This window comes from Pseudomonas sp. KBW05, from assembly GCF_003852405.1.
Lineage (GTDB): Bacteria > Pseudomonadota > Gammaproteobacteria > Pseudomonadales > Pseudomonadaceae > Aquipseudomonas.
Genome location: NZ_QAJM01000020.1, coordinates 91,286 through 107,319, shown reverse-complemented (window position 1 = coordinate 107,319; position 16,034 = coordinate 91,286). Strand labels below are relative to the sequence as shown.

General features: G+C 64.6%; 11 protein-coding genes. All 11 read left to right on the top strand.

Annotated elements, in window-relative coordinates:
* Positions 1-6: 6 nt before the first annotated feature.
* The 11 genes from treZ to DBR46_RS20410 all read left to right on the top strand — a co-directional run bounded on the left by treZ (position 7) and on the right by DBR46_RS20410 (position 15,949).
* Positions 7-1,752 (top strand): malto-oligosyltrehalose trehalohydrolase, encoded by a 1,746-nt coding sequence (gene treZ, locus DBR46_RS20460; RefSeq protein ID WP_124527637.1) that lies wholly within the window; start codon positions 7-9, stop codon positions 1,750-1,752.
* A complete protein-coding gene (malQ, locus tag DBR46_RS20455; RefSeq protein WP_124527636.1) occupies positions 1,749-3,833 on the top strand; it encodes a 4-alpha-glucanotransferase in 2,085 nt (694 codons plus the stop codon). Before treZ ends, malQ begins: the two co-directional genes overlap by 4 nt.
* Positions 3,830-6,562: a malto-oligosyltrehalose synthase gene (locus tag DBR46_RS20450; protein WP_124527635.1), complete on the top strand. Its 2,733-nt coding sequence runs from the start codon at positions 3,830-3,832 to the stop codon at positions 6,560-6,562. Before malQ ends, DBR46_RS20450 begins: the two co-directional genes overlap by 4 nt.
* A gap of 24 nt (positions 6,563-6,586) precedes the next feature.
* A complete protein-coding gene (locus tag DBR46_RS20445; RefSeq protein WP_124527634.1) occupies positions 6,587-6,820 on the top strand; it encodes a DUF2934 domain-containing protein in 234 nt (77 codons plus the stop codon).
* 224 nt (positions 6,821-7,044) lie between these two features.
* Complete coding sequence (gene glgX / locus DBR46_RS20440; RefSeq protein WP_124527633.1) at positions 7,045-9,204, top strand: glycogen debranching protein GlgX; 2,160 nt, start codon at positions 7,045-7,047, stop codon at positions 9,202-9,204.
* Between the two features lies 1 nt (position 9,205).
* Positions 9,206-10,204 carry an acyl-CoA dehydrogenase family protein gene (locus tag DBR46_RS20435; RefSeq protein WP_124527632.1) on the top strand — a complete coding sequence of 333 codons (999 nt, stop codon included), beginning with the start codon at positions 9,206-9,208 and terminating at the stop codon, positions 10,202-10,204.
* The gene (locus DBR46_RS20430) at positions 10,201-10,959 is read left to right on the top strand and encodes a PIG-L deacetylase family protein (protein WP_124527631.1); all 759 of its coding nucleotides are present in this window, start codon (positions 10,201-10,203) and stop codon (positions 10,957-10,959) included. Before DBR46_RS20435 ends, DBR46_RS20430 begins: the two co-directional genes overlap by 4 nt.
* Positions 10,956-11,555, top strand: coding sequence for an SAM-dependent methyltransferase (locus DBR46_RS20425; protein WP_124527630.1), 600 nt, complete (start codon positions 10,956-10,958; stop codon positions 11,553-11,555). Before DBR46_RS20430 ends, DBR46_RS20425 begins: the two co-directional genes overlap by 4 nt.
* Positions 11,552-12,211: a glycosyltransferase family 2 protein gene (locus tag DBR46_RS20420; RefSeq protein ID WP_124527629.1), complete on the top strand. Its 660-nt coding sequence runs from the start codon at positions 11,552-11,554 to the stop codon at positions 12,209-12,211. Before DBR46_RS20425 ends, DBR46_RS20420 begins: the two co-directional genes overlap by 4 nt.
* Before the next feature lie 177 nt (positions 12,212-12,388).
* Complete coding sequence (locus DBR46_RS20415; protein ID WP_124527628.1) at positions 12,389-13,150, top strand: PIG-L deacetylase family protein; 762 nt, start codon at positions 12,389-12,391, stop codon at positions 13,148-13,150.
* Positions 13,151-13,387: 237 nt separating this feature from the next.
* Positions 13,388-15,949, top strand: coding sequence for an autotransporter outer membrane beta-barrel domain-containing protein (locus DBR46_RS20410; RefSeq protein ID WP_124527627.1), 2,562 nt, complete (start codon positions 13,388-13,390; stop codon positions 15,947-15,949).
* The last annotated feature ends 85 nt before the right edge of the window (positions 15,950-16,034 follow it).

Genomic DNA, 16,034 nt, shown 5'->3' with positions numbered 1-16,034 from the left:
CTATAGATGCCGTCACGGACTCTGGAAACCTGGCCCCACGGCGCAATCATGCTGGACGCGCAACACACGCGTTTTGCCTTGTGGGCGCCAGATGCGTATTACGTCAGCGTTGAACTGGAACACGGCAAGTCCGTCGCCATGCTGCCCCAGGCAGATGGCTGGTTTGAAAGCGAAATCGCCTGCCCGGCAGGCACCCGCTACCGCTTCAATATCGACGGGGAACGGGATGTCCCCGACCCCGCGTCCCGCGCCCAGGCCTCGGATGTACATGGCTGGAGCCTGGTGGTGGACCCGCTCGCCTACCCCTGGCGCCACAGCCAGTGGCAAGGCCGGCCGTGGCATGAAGCGGTGATCTACGAGCTGCATGTCGGCGCTCTGGGCGGCTACGCCGGCGTGGAGCAACACCTGCCGCGCCTGGCCGAACTGGGCGTAACGGCCATTGAGTTGATGCCGCTCGCGCAATGCCCCGGCGAGCGCAACTGGGGCTACGACGGCGTCTTACCCTACGCGCCCCACGCAGCCTACGGCACACCCGAGCAGCTCAAGCACCTGATCGACAGCGCCCACGAACACGGCCTGGCGGTGATCCTCGACGTGGTCTACAACCACTTCGGCCCCGACGGCAACTACCTCGGCCAATATGCCGAGGGCTTCTTTCGTGAAGACGTGCACACGCCCTGGGGTGCCGGCATCGATTTTGAACGCCGCGAAGTGCGCGACTTCTTCCTCGACAACGCGTTGATGTGGCTGCTGGAATACCGCTTCGACGGCCTGCGCCTGGACGCAGTGCACGCCATCGACAACCCCGGTTTCCTGCAAACCCTCGCCCAGCGCGTGCGCCAGCAAGTGGATATCGGCCGTCACGTCTGGCTGGTGCTGGAAAACGAATTCAACCAGGCCAGCCTGCTGGAACATGATTTCGACGCGCAATGGAACGACGACGGCCACAACGCCCTGCACGTGTTACTCACCGGCGAAACCGACGCCTACTACAGCGACTTCGCCAGCGACACCACAGCCAAACTGGCGCGTTGCCTGGGCGAAGGCTTTATCTACCAAGGCGAGATCACCCGGCACGGCCATACACGCGGCGAACCCAGCGCCCACCTGCCGCCGAGCGCCTTTGTGTTGTTCTTGCAGAACCACGACCAGATCGGCAACCGTGCCCTCGGCGAGCGCCTGCACCAACTGTGCTCGCCCCAGGCACTGCGCGCCGCGACCGCCTTATTGCTGCTGTCACCAATGATTCCGCTGCTGTTCATGGGCGATGAAGTCAACGCCAGCGAGCCGTTCCTGTTTTTCACCGACCACCACGGCGAACTGGCCGACGCCGTGCGCGAAGGCCGGCGCAACGAGTTCGCCGACTTCGCCGCGTTCCACGACCCGGCGCTGCGCGAACGCATTCCCGATCCGAACGCCCCGGCGACCTTTGCCCAATCGACCCCCACGTTTGCCGCCAGCGAACACGCCGATCTCTACCGCCATCTGCTTAGCCTGCGCCATCAGCACCTGGTGCCGCACCTACCCGGCAGCGTGGCGCTGGGCGCGCAGGTGTTGGCCGACGGCGCTGTCAGCGCACGCTGGCGCCTGGGCAACGGCAGCCTGTTGCAGATCGACCTCAACCTCAGCGCCACCGCCCTCGATCATCCCGCCAGCACCCACCTGCTATTCGAAACGCCTGCGCACCAAGGCGCGCAACTGCCGCCCTACAGCGCACGCGTCACCCTATCCCCTGTTGGAGAGCACCCTTGAGCGAAGCGAACCTGGAAATCCTCGCCAGCCGAGCGGGCCTGGCCGTCGATTGGATCGACGCGAATGGCCGCCCGCAACGTGTACAACCTGATGCCCTGCGCGCCGTGCTCAAGGGCCTGGGCCACCCGGCCGACAGCGACGCCGAGATCGATGCCAGCCTGCTGCAACTGGAGCAGGTGCAACACGCCAAACACCTGCCGCCCCTGATGACCATCGACAGCGGCGCGGGCCTCGACCTGGCGCGCTACTTCGAGCCTGACACCCTGTGCCGGGTCAGCCTGGAAGACGGCGAAACCCTGGAGCTACGCCTCGACGGCGACGCGGTACTGCCCGGCGTCATCGCCCTCGGCTACCACCAGGTGCATATCGCCGGGCAGACCTTCACCCTCGCCGTCGCACCGACGCATTGCTATAGCGTGGCCGAAGCCGTCAACAGCGAGCCCGCCCGCGCCTGGGGCCTCAGCGCCCAGCTCTATGCCCTGCGCCGCCTGGGCGATGGTGGCTTCGGCGACACCCTGGCCCTCGAGCACCTGGCCCGCGCAGCCGCCGAACGCGGTGCCGATGCCCTGGCGATCAGCCCGATGCACGCGATGTTCAGCGCCGAAACCGGGCGCTACAGCCCCTATTCGCCGTCCAGCCGGTTGTTTCTCAACTGCCTGTACGCATCACCCGCGTGCATTCTCGGCGAGCGTGAAGTGCGCAACGCGATTGAAACCATCGGCCTCAGCGAAGAGCTGCATCGCCTCGAACAACTCGAGCTGATCGACTGGCCCGCCGCCGCCAAGGCCAAGCACCGCCTGCTGCGCGCGTTGTATGCCGACTTCCGCCACGGCGAGCACCCGCAACACGCCGACTTCCTCAGCTTCCGCCAGGCCGGCGGCGAGGCCCTGGAAAACCACTGCCGCTTCGAAGCCGTGCAAACTCTGCGCGCGGCTGCCGGTGAAGACCTCGACTGGCGCCACTGGCCTGAAGCGTGGCGCACCCCGCAAAGCCCGGCACTCGCACTGTTCGCCGAAGAACACGCGGAGGACATCGGCTACTTCGCCTTCAGCCAATGGCTGATCGCACGCAGCCTGGAACGCGCACAACAGGCCGCCCGCGGCAGCGGTATGGGCGTCGGTTTGATCGCCGACCTCGCCGTGGGCGCTGACGGCGGCGGCAGCCAGGCCTGGAGCCGCCAGGATGAACTGCTCGCCGACCTCACCGTGGGCGCGCCACCGGACATCCTCAACCGCGCCGGCCAGGGTTGGGGCATTTCCGCCTTCTCCCCGGAAGGCCTCAAGCGCAACGGTTTCCGCGCCTTTATCGAGATGCTGCGGGCCAACTTCGCCCACGCCGGTGGCTTGCGCATCGACCATGTGATGGGCCTGCAACGCCTGTGGGTGATCCCCATCGGTGCGTCGCCGCGTGAAGGCGCGTACTTGTATTACCCGGTGGACGATTTGTTGCGCCTGCTGGCCCTGGAGTCCCACCGCCACCAGGCCATCGTCCTCGGTGAAGACCTCGGCACCGTGCCCGACGGCCTGCGCGAAAAACTCAGCGGCCGCTCGATTCTCGGCATGCGCGTGCTGCTGTTCGAACAAGGCCACGACGGCCAGTTCAAGCCCATCCTCGACTGGCCCGACAACGCCCTCGCTACCACCAGCACCCACGACCTGCCGACCCTCAACGGCTGGTGGCACAGCCGCGACATCGAATGGAACATCGAGCTGGGCCTGATCGACGCTCCCACCGTGGAACAATGGAGCGAACACCGCCTGCGCGAACGCCAGGCGCTGCGCCAGGCCTTGAGCCAGGACCCGCAGAACTTCGTCGATGAAATCCGCAATGACACCGACCACATGATCGACGCCAGTGTGCGCTACCTCGGCCATACCCGGGCGCCGCTGGTGTTGCTGCCGCTGGAGGACGCGCTGGGCGTGGAGGAACAAGCCAACCTGCCGGGCACGCTCGACACCCACCCGAATTGGCGTCGGCGCCTGGCGGGCGAAGCGTCCAGCCTGCTGGACAATGCCGGCGCCGCCCGCCGCCTGGAACTGTTGGCCGTGGCGCGCAACCAGGCCCACGAGCGTGACCGATGAAATACCTGCCGCTACGGGCCACCCAGCGCCTGCAATTCCACGCCGGGTTTACCCTGGATGACGCGGTGCCGCTGGTGCCGTACTTCGCCGCGCTGGGCATCAGCCACCTGTATGCCTCGCCGCTGCTGAGTGCGCGCGCCGGGTCCATGCATGGCTACGACGTGGTCGACCCGACCCAGGTCAATCCTGAGCTGGGCGGTGAAGCGGCGTTGCACCGGCTGGTGGCGGCGCTGCGCGCGCACGACATGGGGCTGATCCTCGATATCGTGTCCAACCATATGGCCGTCGGCGGCGCGGATAACCCTTGGTGGCTGGACCTGCTGGAATGGGGGCGCCTGAGCCCCTACAGCGAATTCTTCGATATCCAATGGCACTCGCCGGATCCCCTGCTCAAGGGCCAATTGCTCATGCCTTTTCTCGGCAGCGATTATGGCGAAGCCTTGCAGAGCGGCAGCGTGACCCTGCAGTTTGATGCAGCCCACGGCGAGTTTTATGTCGCGCATTACGAGCACCGCTTTCCGATCTGCCCACAAGATTACGCGGAGATCCTCGGCACCGGGGTCTTGCTCAAGCCCATGGCCGAACGCTTCAGCGCACTGGCCGACCAGGACGATGCCTACCACGAGGCGCAGTGGCTCAAGCAGGCGTTGGCCGAGCGCGCCACTGACGCGCCGGTGCTGCACGCCATTGAGCAGCAACTCGCTACATTCGACTTCGAGCGCCTGCACCATCTGCTGGAACAACAAGCCTATCGCCTGGCCAGTTGGCGCACGGCGGCGGACGATATCAACTGGCGGCGCTTCTTCGATGTCAACGAGCTGGGCGGCCTGCGAGTCGAACGCAGCGCCGTGTTCGAAGCCACCCACGGCAAGATCTTCGAGCTGATCAGCGAAGGTTTGGTGGATGGCCTGCGCATCGACCATATCGACGGGCTCGCCGACCCACGGGGCTATTGCCGCAAGCTGCGCAGGCGCGTCGACGCATTGGCGCCAGGGCGGCACTTGCCGATCTTTGTCGAGAAGATCCTTGGCGAAGGAGAAACCCTGCGCGAAGACTGGCAAGTGGACGGTACCACCGGCTACGAATTCATGAACCAGCTGTCGTTGCTGCAACATCACCCCGACGGCTTCGCCCCGCTGGCCGAACTGTGGAGTCGGCACAGCGAGCGCCCCGCGGCGTTTATCGAAGAAGCGCGGCTGGCCCGCCAGCAAATCCTCAATGGCTCCCTCGGCGGCGACTTTGAAAGTGTGGCCCAGGCTCTGTTGCAAGTGGCCCGCGACGATGTGATGACCCGCGACCTGACCCTCGGCGCGATCCGTCGCGCCTTGCAGGAATTGATCGTGCACTTTCCGGTGTACCGCACCTATATCAGCGCCCGTGGCCGCAGCGCCGCCGATGACAAACTGTTCCAGCAGGCCATGGACGGTGCCCGCACTACCTTGGGCGAAGGCGACTGGCCGGTGCTCGATCACCTGGCCAACTGGCTCGGCGGCCAACCGTGGCGCGATCGCCCGGTGGGCCGTGAGCGCAAGATCCTCAAGCATGCCTGCGTGCGCTTCCAGCAACTGACCTCGCCCGCCGCCGCCAAGGCTGTGGAAGACACCGCGTTCTATCGCTCGGCAGTGCTGCTGTCGCGCAACGATGTGGGTTTCAGTACCGAGCAGTTCAGCGCGCCGCTGGCCGACTTCCACGCGGCCAACCGCCAGCGCCTGCACAGCTTTCCCGACAACCTGCTGGCCACCGCCACCCATGACCACAAACGCGGCGAAGACAGCCGTGCGCGGCTGGCGGTACTCAGCGAATGCGCGCCGTGGTTTGTGCAACAGGTGGAGCATTGGCGCAGCCTGGCCGCACCGTTGCGCCGTGACGCCAGCAGCCCTTCGGCGGGCGATGAGTTGATCCTCTATCAAGTGCTGCTGGGTAGCTGGCCGCTGGACGCAGACTTCGCCGACTATCAATCGCGTCTCTGGCAATGGCAACAAAAAGCCCTGCGCGAAGCCAAGTTGCACAGCAGCTGGAGCGCACCCAACGAGGCCTATGAGCAAGGCGTCGAAGCCTTCCTCACGGGCGTGCTGCAAAGCGATGCGGGCCACGCGCTGCGCACGGCCATTGGCGACGCCGCCGAGGTCATCGCTCGCGCCGGCGCGATCAACGGGCTGGCGCAATCCTTGCTTCGCATCACCGTGCCGGGTGTGCCGGACCTGTACCAGGGCGCCGAGTTCTGGGACTTCAGCCTGGTGGACCCGGACAACCGTCGCCCGGTGGATTTCAATGCACGGCAACAGGCACTGCAAACCCCACCGGACATCGGCGAACTGTTGTTGCACTGGCGCGACGGGCGTATCAAACAGTCCGTAATCGCCCAGGCATTGGCCTTGCGCAAGGCCCATCCCGGGCTGTTTCGCAGCGGCGGCTACCTGCCGCTGGAAGTGCTGGGCAAACACGCCGCACAGGTTGTCGCGTTCGCCCGCGAATATCAGGGCAAACACCTCGTGGTGGTGGTGCCACGCTGGCCCCATCACTTGCTTGAAAACGGTGTGCAGCCCCGGATCGATGCGCAGGTTTGGGGCGATACACGGGTCGCACTACCGTTCGCCGCCACGGCACAAAAATGGAAGGGACTTTTCCACACAGGCGCAGTCACACCAAACAAGGAGCTGGCGCTGAGCACTGCCCTGGGGGATTTCCCGGTCAATGTCTTTATCAATCCTGATGATCAAGAAAGCTGAAAATTTTCTGTGAGGAGCATTGCGATGAGTACTGAAGACAAACGCATACGGGAACTGGCCCATCAGATCTGGGAGTCGGAAGGCAAACCCCATGGCCAGGACACCCGCCATTGGGAGATGGCGAGAAAGCTGGCGGAGGCGGAAGCCTTGACGCCGAGCAAGCCCAAGGCGAAGGCGGCGGCCAAGCCGAAAGCGCCACCCAAACCAAAGCCGCCCGCCGAGAAAAAACCCAAGGCACCGCGCAAGCCCGCCGGTTGACCGCATTCCCCTGAGGGAGGGGCTTGTGTGGGAGCGGGCTTGCTCGCGAATGCGTTGTGTCAGCCAATGCATGAGGTGATTGACACACCGTCTTCGCGAGCAAGCCCGCTCCCACACAAGCCCGCTCCCACAGGGGACGCATTTCAATCTAATCCGATGTTGACCTGACCACTGTCACCTAGGCCGCGTTCGCCTCGAGAAAACCCTTTTGCAGGAGCACCTCAATGAGCAAACCCGACAAAACCCCACCGACGCCCCCAAACGAGCCGTCGCGGATTCGTGAAGGTTTGCCCTTCCCCCTCGGCGCGACCTGGGATGGCCTGGGCGTCAACTTCGCACTGTTCTCGGCCAACGCCACCAAGGTCGAACTGTGCCTGTTCGACGACACCGGCGAGGTCGAGCTGGAACGCATCGAACTGCCCGAATACACCGACGAAACCTTCCACGGCTACCTGCCCGACGCCCACCCCGGGCTGATCTACGGCTACCGCGTGTACGGTGCGTATGACCCGGCCAACGGCCATCGCTTCAACCATCACAAATTGCTGATTGATCCCTATGCCAAGCAGTTGGTGGGCGAACTGAAATGGTCCGAGGCCCTGTTCGGCTACACCATCGGCCACCCGGACGACGACCTCAGTTTCGACGAACGCGACAGTGCGCCTTTCGTGCCCAAGTGCAAGGTCATCGACCCGGCGCACACCTGGGGCAACGACCAACCGGTGCGTGTGCCCTGGGACCGTACGATCATCTATGAAACCCACCTGCGCGGCATCAGCATGCGCCACCCTTCGGTGGGTGAATCAGTACGTGGCACCTGCGCCGGACTGATGGAAGACGACGTGCTCAAGCACATCCGCCAGCTCGGCGTGTCATCCGTGGAACTGCTCCCCGTGCATGCCTTCGTCAATGACCAGCACCTGCTGCAAAAAGGCATGACCAACTACTGGGGCTACAACAGCATCGCGTTTTTCGCCCCCGACCCGCGTTACCTGGCCAGCGGCAAGATCGCCGAGTTCAAGGAGATGGTCGCGCACCTGCACGAGCAAAAACTCGAAGTGATCCTCGACGTGGTCTACAACCACACAGCCGAAGGCAACGAGCGCGGCCCGACCCTGTCCATGCGCGGTATCGACAACGCCTCGTACTACCGCTTGATGCCGGATGACAAGCGCTTCTACATCAACGATTCCGGAACCGGCAACACCCTGGACCTGAGCCACCCGTGCGTGCTGCAAATGGTCACCGACTCCCTGCGCTATTGGGCCAACGAGATGCACGTGGATGGTTTCCGCTTCGACCTGGCGACCATCCTCGGCCGTTACCGCGACGGCTTCGACGAGCGCCACAGCTTCCTCGTGGCCTGCCGCCAGGACCCGGTATTGCGCCAGCTCAAACTCATCGCCGAGCCCTGGGACTGCGGCCCCGGTGGTTATCAAGTGGGCAACTTCCCACCGGGCTGGGTGGAATGGAATGACCGTTTCCGCGACACCGTGCGTGCCTTCTGGAAAGGCGATGACGGCCAACTGGCGGATTTTGCCGCACGCATGACCGCTTCCGGCGAGATGTTCAACCATCGCGGGCGCCGCCCCTACAGCTCGGTGAATTTCATCACCGCCCACGACGGTTTTACCCTGCACGACCTGGTGTCGTACAACGACAAGCACAACGAGGCCAACGACGAGAACAACCAGGACGGCAGCAACAACAACCTGTCCTGGAACCACGGCGTCGAAGGCCCCACCGACGACCCGGAAATCAACGCGCTGCGCCTGCGCCAGATGCGCAACTTCTTCGCCACCCTGTTGCTGGCCCAGGGCACGCCAATGCTGGTGGCGGGTGACGAGTTCGCGCGCACCCAGCACGGCAACAACAACGCCTATTGCCAGGACAGCGAAATCGGCTGGGTCAACTGGGACCTGGACGACGATGGCAAGGCCCTGCTCAAGTTCGTCAAGCGCCTGATCAAGCTGCGCCTGGCCTACCCGATCCTGCGCCGTGGGCGCTTCCTGGTGGGCGACTACAACGAAGACATCGGCGTCAAAGACGTCACCTGGCTCGCCCCGGATGGCAACGAAATGACCACCGAGCAATGGCATGACAGCCATGGCCGCTGCCTGGGCATGCTGATGGATGGCCGCGCCCAGGAAACCGGTATCCGTCGCCCGGGGGCCGACGCCACCTTGTTGCTGGTGGTGAATGCTCACCATGACATGGTGAATTTCCGCCTGCCGCCGGTGCCGGAAGGCGAGTTCTGGACCTGCATGGTCGATACCAATCAACCCTCGGTACGTGGCCAGGAACGCTTCGAGTTCGATCACGAATACGCCGTGACTGGCCGCTCACTGCTGCTGTTCGAACTGCAACACTCGGAAGAGGTGTGACATGACGCTCCACGGATTCCTCCAGGGCAGCGGGCGCTATGGGAACACCCTGGCCCTCGGCGAGGCACTGAAGGCTCTGCAACGTGCAGAGCTGGACTGCCTGCCGCTGCCGGGCAGCGGCGAAACCCTGGAGCGCTTCAGCCGTTTGGCCCAGGTCGCAGGCCATGACCTGGGCCTGTGCAAGTTGTTTGAGGGGCACACCGACGCCTTGGCGATCATCGCCGAACTGCATGGCCCGCTGGCGCCGTCGGGCAGCACCTGGGGCATGTGGGCCGCCGAGCCGCCGACGGCCAAGGTCCGCGTACGCCGGGACGGCCAGCACTGGGTCCTCGACGGGCGCAAGGCCTGGTGCTCCGGCGCGGCGGTGGTCAGCCATGGGTTGTTGACCGCCTGGAATGAGGCAGATGAACAACAGTTGGTCGCCGTACCCATGGATCAACCAGGGGTCACAGTGACGGACGCGGGCTGGCACGCCGTGGGCATGGCGGCCTCGGGCAGTGTCGACATCGTGTTCAGTGGCGCCACAGGCTTGGCAGTCGGCGGGCCGGGGGATTACCTCGCGCGACCCGGTTTCTGGCAGGGAGGGATCGGCATCGCCGCCTGCTGGTACGGCGCCGCGCAGCGCCTGGCTGAAACGCTGCGTGCGCACTGCACCCAACGCCCGGAGCCCCATGCCCTCGCCCACCTGGGCGCGGTGGACAGTGCCCTGAACAGCGCGGCCTGCGTGTTGCGCGCATCGGCCAAGCAGGTGGATCAGCAACCGTTGGCCAATGCCCAACCATGGGCGCAACTGGCCCGTGCGTGTGTCGAGGACAGCGTGGAGCAAGTGATCCGCCACGTCGGTCGCGCCGTCGGGGCGGGCCCGTACTGCAAGGATGCGCACTTTGCACAGTTGATGGCGGACCTGCCGGTGTATGTGCGCCAGAGTCATGCCGAACGCGACCTGGCTGCGCTGGGTGAAAGCGTCGTCGGTGCACCCACAGGGAGGTGGCAGTTATGAAACCCAACCCAATCGTCGGCCAGGGCACGCCGTTGCACCGTTGGCAGACTTCGACGCAATTGGCGCAACTGGCCCACGTCAGCGTCGCGCAATTGGTGCCAGAGGGTTGTCGGGCGGTGATTATCGCGCCGCACCCGGATGATGAAGTCCTCGGTTGTGGCGGGCTGTTGCAAGGGTTGGCGACGCTGGGGCGGCCCGTGCAGTTGATCTCCGTCACCGACGGTAGCGCCAGCCACCCAGGCTCGCGCCGTTGGCCGGTGGCGCGGCTGAATGTGGAGCGCCCGCAAGAGTCGGCCGAGGCCTTGCATCGCCTCGGCCTGCCGCCGCACGGTCTGCAATGGTTGCGCGCCGGGTTTGCCGACAGCCAGGTGGCAGCCCGCGAGGATGAACTCGCGGCGTTTATCAGGCGCCATCTCAAGCCCACGGACGTGGTGTTCGCCACCTGGCGTGAAGACGGTCATTGCGACCATGAAGCCGTGGGCCGCGCCAGTGCCGTGGCGGCGCAGGCCGTTGGCGCGCGTTTCTATGAACTGCCGGTGTGGGCCTGGCATTGGGCGTCACCCGAAGGCAGCCAGTTGCCGTGGCATCGCGCACGTAAAATCCCGCTGAGCAGCGCAGCCCTGGCACGCAAGCGTCATGCGATCCACGCGTTTGCCAGCCAATTGGAGGGTGACCCGCAGATCGGCTTGCCTGCGGTCTTGCCGCCGTATGTGGTGGAACGTTTGCTGCAACCGTTCGAGGTGGTGTTTGTATGAGCGTGGCCACGCCGTATTTTGACCAGTTGTTTGCCGGCAACGATGACCCTTGGGCCTTTCGCCAACGCTGGTACGAGCGCCGCAAACGCGCACTGACCCTGGCAGTGCTCACGCGCCCACGGTATGCCGCGGTGTTCGAACCCGGCTGCGCCAACGGTGAGCTGAGCGCCGAACTGGCGCCACGCTGTGATCGCCTACTGTGCTGCGACACTGCAAGCGCCGCCGTCGCACTGGCGCGCACCCGCCTGCTTGGGTTCGCCCATACCCGGGTGGAGCAGGCACGCTTGCCCGAGCAATGGCCACGCGAGAGGTTCGACCTGATCGTGTTGAGCGAGTGGTGTTACTACCTCGACGCGGCTGACCTGCACCGGTTAATCGAGCACGCCCTCGGCTCGCTGAGCGACGACGGGCAACTGCTCGCCTGCCACTGGCGTCCGCCCATCGAAGGTTGCCCGCAAACGGCGGATCAGGTGCATGCCGTGCTGGCGCAACGCTTGGGAATGGCGCCCGTGGCGAGCCATCACGAAGCCGATTTCCTGCTCGATCTCTGGAGCCGCGACGGCCGATCGGTGGCGACACTTGAGGGGCTGCAATGATTGGCGTGCTGATTCCCGTCCATAACGAGGAAGCGTTGCTGGCGGAATGCTTGAAGGCCGCAGTGATCGCCGCCAACCACCCCGGTCTGCTGGGCGAACGGGTCGAGGTGCTGGTGCTGCTCGACAGTTGCAGTGATAGCAGTGCGCAGATCGCCCAGGCGTACCCGGTGCACAGCCTGGCCGTGCAGGCACGCAACGTGGGGCGGGTTCGCGGTATCGGCGCCCGCCACTTGTTGAACCAGGGCGCGCGGTGGATTGCCTGCACGGATGCCGACAGCCGCGTGGCCCCCGACTGGTTGGTGGCGCAATTGGCGCTAGGGGTCGAGGCCGTGTGTGGGACGGTCACCGTAGACGCCTGGAGTGAAGGCTTCGATCCGGCTGCGCAGATCCGCTATCACCAGGCCTATCAAGCTCGCGACGGGCACCGGCACGTGCACGGCGCCAACCTGGGCATGAGTGCAGGTGCTTATGTGCGGGCCGGCGGGTTCGAGCCTTTGGCGTGCCATGAAGATGTGCAGTTGGTGCGCAATCTGGAGCGCTGCGGGGCCTCCATTGCCTGGAGCCACACCCCGCAGGTGATCACCAGCGCCCGCCTCGATTGCCGCGCCGAGGGCGGCTTTGGCGATTACTTGAAGACTCTGATGCACGCCCCGTGAAAAAAACGACATTACAAGATGTAAAAGCGACCAGTCCTTGACTATGCTGAGGACGCCTTGCGGGCAATCCAGGGTTGGAGTGCCGCGCAATCACCACAGCGGAGCCTGTGGTGAATAAAAGAGCGTCGTCCCGTCAACGGGGTACGACCCGCATTCACCGACAAGGACGTGACACCCATGAAGCCTGCCTCCTTAAGCGAAGGCCGCCGTGGCCCGGCGCAAATCTGGAACCATGCGCCGCAACTGGCGCAAATCCCCATCATCCATCCGACCAAGCTGGTACCACCGGGCGCTCGCGTGGTGGTGATTGCCCCGCACCCTGGCGATGAAGTGCTGGCCTGTGGCGGCTTGCTGCAATTGCTCAGCACCCTTGACCACCCGCTGCAACTGATCTCGGTCACCGACGGCAGCGCCAGCCACCCCGGTTCCCATGTGTGGCCGGCGGCCCGCCTGAGTGTGGTGCGCCCCCAGGAAAGCGTCGAGGCCCTGCGCCGTCTGGGCATGCCGCTGCACAGTTTGAAGTGGATTCGCGGCGGCTTCTGCGACAACGCCCTGGCCGCGCGCGAGCAACCGTTAAGCCAATTTATCGCGCGCTACCTGCAACCGGGGGATGTGGTCTTCAGCACCTGGCGCAAAGACGGCAACGACGACCATGACGTGGTCGGCCGCGCCAGCGCCAAAGCCTGCAGCCTGGTGGGCGCACGCCACTACGAACTGCCGATCTGGGCGTGGCACTGGCCGGCCCGGGAAACCTCGATGATTCCCTGGCAACGGGCGCGCAAGGTGCGCCTGGACACCTGGAGCGTGGCGCGCAAGCTGCACGCCACCCATGCCTATGCCAGCCAACTGGCCGGCGACCCCGAGATCGGCCTGGCGCCGATGCTGGCCCAAGTGCTGCTGGAGCGCATGCGCGAGCCCTATGAAATCATTTTTGCCTAGGCCCAACTCGTCTATACCTGTTATTTCTGACAGTGGCGGTATGTGCAATGCATGACTAGAGTGCAAGCGTGCTGCACAGGTTGAGATGCAGTCGAGAAACCCATGCCAACCCCTTGCATTGGCCAGTGTTTTTGACCAGGTAACCCCTGATCCGTATCGTGCATAACGTTGTCATGGTCTGGACCGCACCGGAGAACCCCGGTGACGGAACAACACCCCTCTATGCGAGGACAGATCATGCGCGGACAGATCCCCCCCACGCTGTACCTGAGTTTGGCCACCTCGGCGGTCCTCGCCGCATGGCCCCTGCTCGCGCCAGCAGCCTGTGTCGTCACCCCTGGCCCCACGGGCCAGGTCTTCACCTGCACCAGCGGCACCGACCCTGGTATTACGGCGCTGACCGGCGACAACGAAGTGTTGTTCCCCAGCGGCAACAGTGTGATCAACGGAAATGTGGCGTTAGGCCCGGGCAACGACCTGGTGCAATTGGACGCACCGGACACGCAGATCAACGGTTCGGTGAGCATGGGCGATGGCGTGAATATCTTCCGGCTGAACAAAGGCACGATCACCGGGGCGGTCAACCAGGGTTCGGGCACCGATATCGCGCAGATCAGCGGTGGGCAGGCCGGTGCCATCAGCCAGGGGGCAGGCGTCGATCGCTTCGCCATGAGTGGCGGCACGATTGCATCGCTGGCCCAGGGCGACGGGCATGACACCTTCAACATGAGCGGCGGCACCATCACGGGCGCGTTCGAGGACGGCGACGATGCGACGATGACCGGTGGCAGCATCGGGCGGGTGGACATGAAACTGGACAACAACCTCTTCGACATGAGTGGCGGCACGATCATCGGCAACCTGGTGACGGGGTTTGGCAATGACACCATCCGGGTCTCGGGCACCAGTTTTATCGGTGGCAACATCAGTACCAGCGGCGGGACCGACAGCATTACCGTCACCGGCGGAACCATTGGCGGGCAAATCCTCGCCAGCGCGGGCGAGGACCATTTCAGCTGGATCGGCGGCGGGCAAATCCGTGGGTTTGTGCTGATGGGCAACGACAACGACACGGCGCTGATCCAGAACCTCACCGAAGCCACCCTGGCGACCACGCCGTTGATTGACGGCGGCACGGGCACCGACACGCTGACGTTCGACAACACCCAGGCCGCAACGCCGGGACGCTATACCAACTGGGAGCAGGTGACGCTGGACAATAACGCCACGTTCAGACTCGGCGGCACCTTTGTACTCGGAGACACCGGCACCCAGACCGGCACAATGACAATCAACGGCAGCAGTTCGCTGCTAGTCGATACTGGCACGCTCAGCGCATTCACCACTGGCCAACTGGTGACACTGAACAACCGCGGCAGCATCGATATGACCACCGGCAGTGCCACCGCCACCGACACACTGACGGTCAATGGCAACTACAACGGCAACGGCGGCAAACTCCTGCTGCAAAGTGTCTTGGGGGCCGATGGTTCGCCCAGCGACAAATTGGTGGTGAGCCAAGGCACCCTCCAGGGCAGCACCGCCATCAGCGTCAGCAACCTCGGCGGCGCAGGGGCGGCGACCTTGCAGGACGGGATACAAGTGGTACAAGCCACCAACGGCGCCAGCGGCAGCGCGGGAGCGTTTACCCTGGCCGGTCCGGTGTCTGCCGGGGCGTTTGACTATCGCTTGTTCAAGGGTGGGGTCACCGCAGGCACCGGCGAGAACTACTACTTGCGCTCCACCGTGCCGGTCACCCCACCGGACCCGGTGATCATCGCCCCGCTCCCGAGCCCCAGCCCTGGCGAACCACCGCTGCCGCCCAACCCAGGGATCACACCGATCCCCATCTACCGTCCCGAAGTGCCGATCTACGCCGCGCTGTTTCCCGCCGCCCAGCAAATCGTCCAGGGCATGCTGGGCACTTATCACGAGCGCATGGGCGACCAGGGCCAGCAACAGGGCGATCCCCTTCGCGCTGGTTGGGGCCGGGTCTACGGCAGCAGCAGCCGGCAAAGCTTTGCGGGCACGGTCAACCCCACGCTCAAAAGCTCGATCACCGGTTTTCAAGTGGGCAGTGACCTCTTTACCCACCGCACTGACGGCGGCACGGATTTACACGCGGGGTTCTTCGTCGGCCATAGCCGCTTGAGGGGGGATATCAAAGGCTTCAATGGCGGCTGGCAAGACAACGACGCCGGTAACACCACCCTGCGCGGCGACAGCCTGGGCGCTTACCTGACGCTGATTGGCGCCAACCAGGCTTATCTGGATGTGGTGTTGATGGGCACGCGCCTCGACGGCCACAACGAGTCGGACCGTGGCGTGAAGATGGATACCCAGGGGCACAACGTCTCGGCCTCGGCTGAAGTCGGCCGGCCGTTCCAGGTCACGCCCCAATGGGTCGTAGAACCCCAGGCCCAGTTGATCGTTGGCAAGACCAAACTGGACAGCCAGAACGATGGTATCTCCGACGTTGCATACAAAGCCGACACCACCGTCACCACCCGTCTGGGCGTGCGCCTGCGCGGTGATTACCAGGTCAGCGGCATGCCGTTGCAACCCTATGCCCGGGCCAATATCTGGCACACCCGGGGCGGCAAGAACACGGTGACCTTTGCCGACGTCACCGACATTGATACCGAGCAGAAATCCACCAACATGGGCGTCAGCCTCGGCACCAACCTGACCGTGGCACCGGGCGTCAGCCTGTACAGCGAGGTGGGCTTCAACCGCAACCTGGACAGCAATGCCTTGAATGGCCGCCAAGGCACACTGGGGTTGCGTATGGCGTTCTGAGTCAAAAGCTGTCCCTGTGGCGAGGGAGCTTGCTCCCGCTGGGTCGCGTAGCGGCCCCGCTTTTTGCTTGAAAGGCGGGGACTGC

What these genes read in the sequence shown, in the direction of transcription:
- treZ (WP_124527637.1), top strand. Translation starts at nt 7, where the DNA reads ATGCCGTCACGGACTCTGGAAACCTGGCCCCACGGCGCAATCATGCTG.
- DBR46_RS20450 (WP_124527635.1), top strand. Translation starts at nt 3,830, where the DNA reads ATGAAATACCTGCCGCTACGGGCCACCCAGCGCCTGCAATTCCACGCC.
- DBR46_RS20445 (WP_124527634.1), top strand. Translation starts at nt 6,587, where the DNA reads ATGAGTACTGAAGACAAACGCATACGGGAACTGGCCCATCAGATCTGG.
- glgX (WP_124527633.1), top strand. Translation starts at nt 7,045, where the DNA reads ATGAGCAAACCCGACAAAACCCCACCGACGCCCCCAAACGAGCCGTCG.
- DBR46_RS20435 (WP_124527632.1), top strand. Translation starts at nt 9,206, where the DNA reads ATGACGCTCCACGGATTCCTCCAGGGCAGCGGGCGCTATGGGAACACC.
- DBR46_RS20430 (WP_124527631.1), top strand. Translation starts at nt 10,201, where the DNA reads ATGAAACCCAACCCAATCGTCGGCCAGGGCACGCCGTTGCACCGTTGG.
- DBR46_RS20425 (WP_124527630.1), top strand. Translation starts at nt 10,956, where the DNA reads ATGAGCGTGGCCACGCCGTATTTTGACCAGTTGTTTGCCGGCAACGAT.
- DBR46_RS20420 (WP_124527629.1), top strand. Translation starts at nt 11,552, where the DNA reads ATGATTGGCGTGCTGATTCCCGTCCATAACGAGGAAGCGTTGCTGGCG.
- DBR46_RS20415 (WP_124527628.1), top strand. Translation starts at nt 12,389, where the DNA reads ATGAAGCCTGCCTCCTTAAGCGAAGGCCGCCGTGGCCCGGCGCAAATC.
- DBR46_RS20410 (WP_124527627.1), top strand. Translation starts at nt 13,388, where the DNA reads ATGCGCGGACAGATCCCCCCCACGCTGTACCTGAGTTTGGCCACCTCG.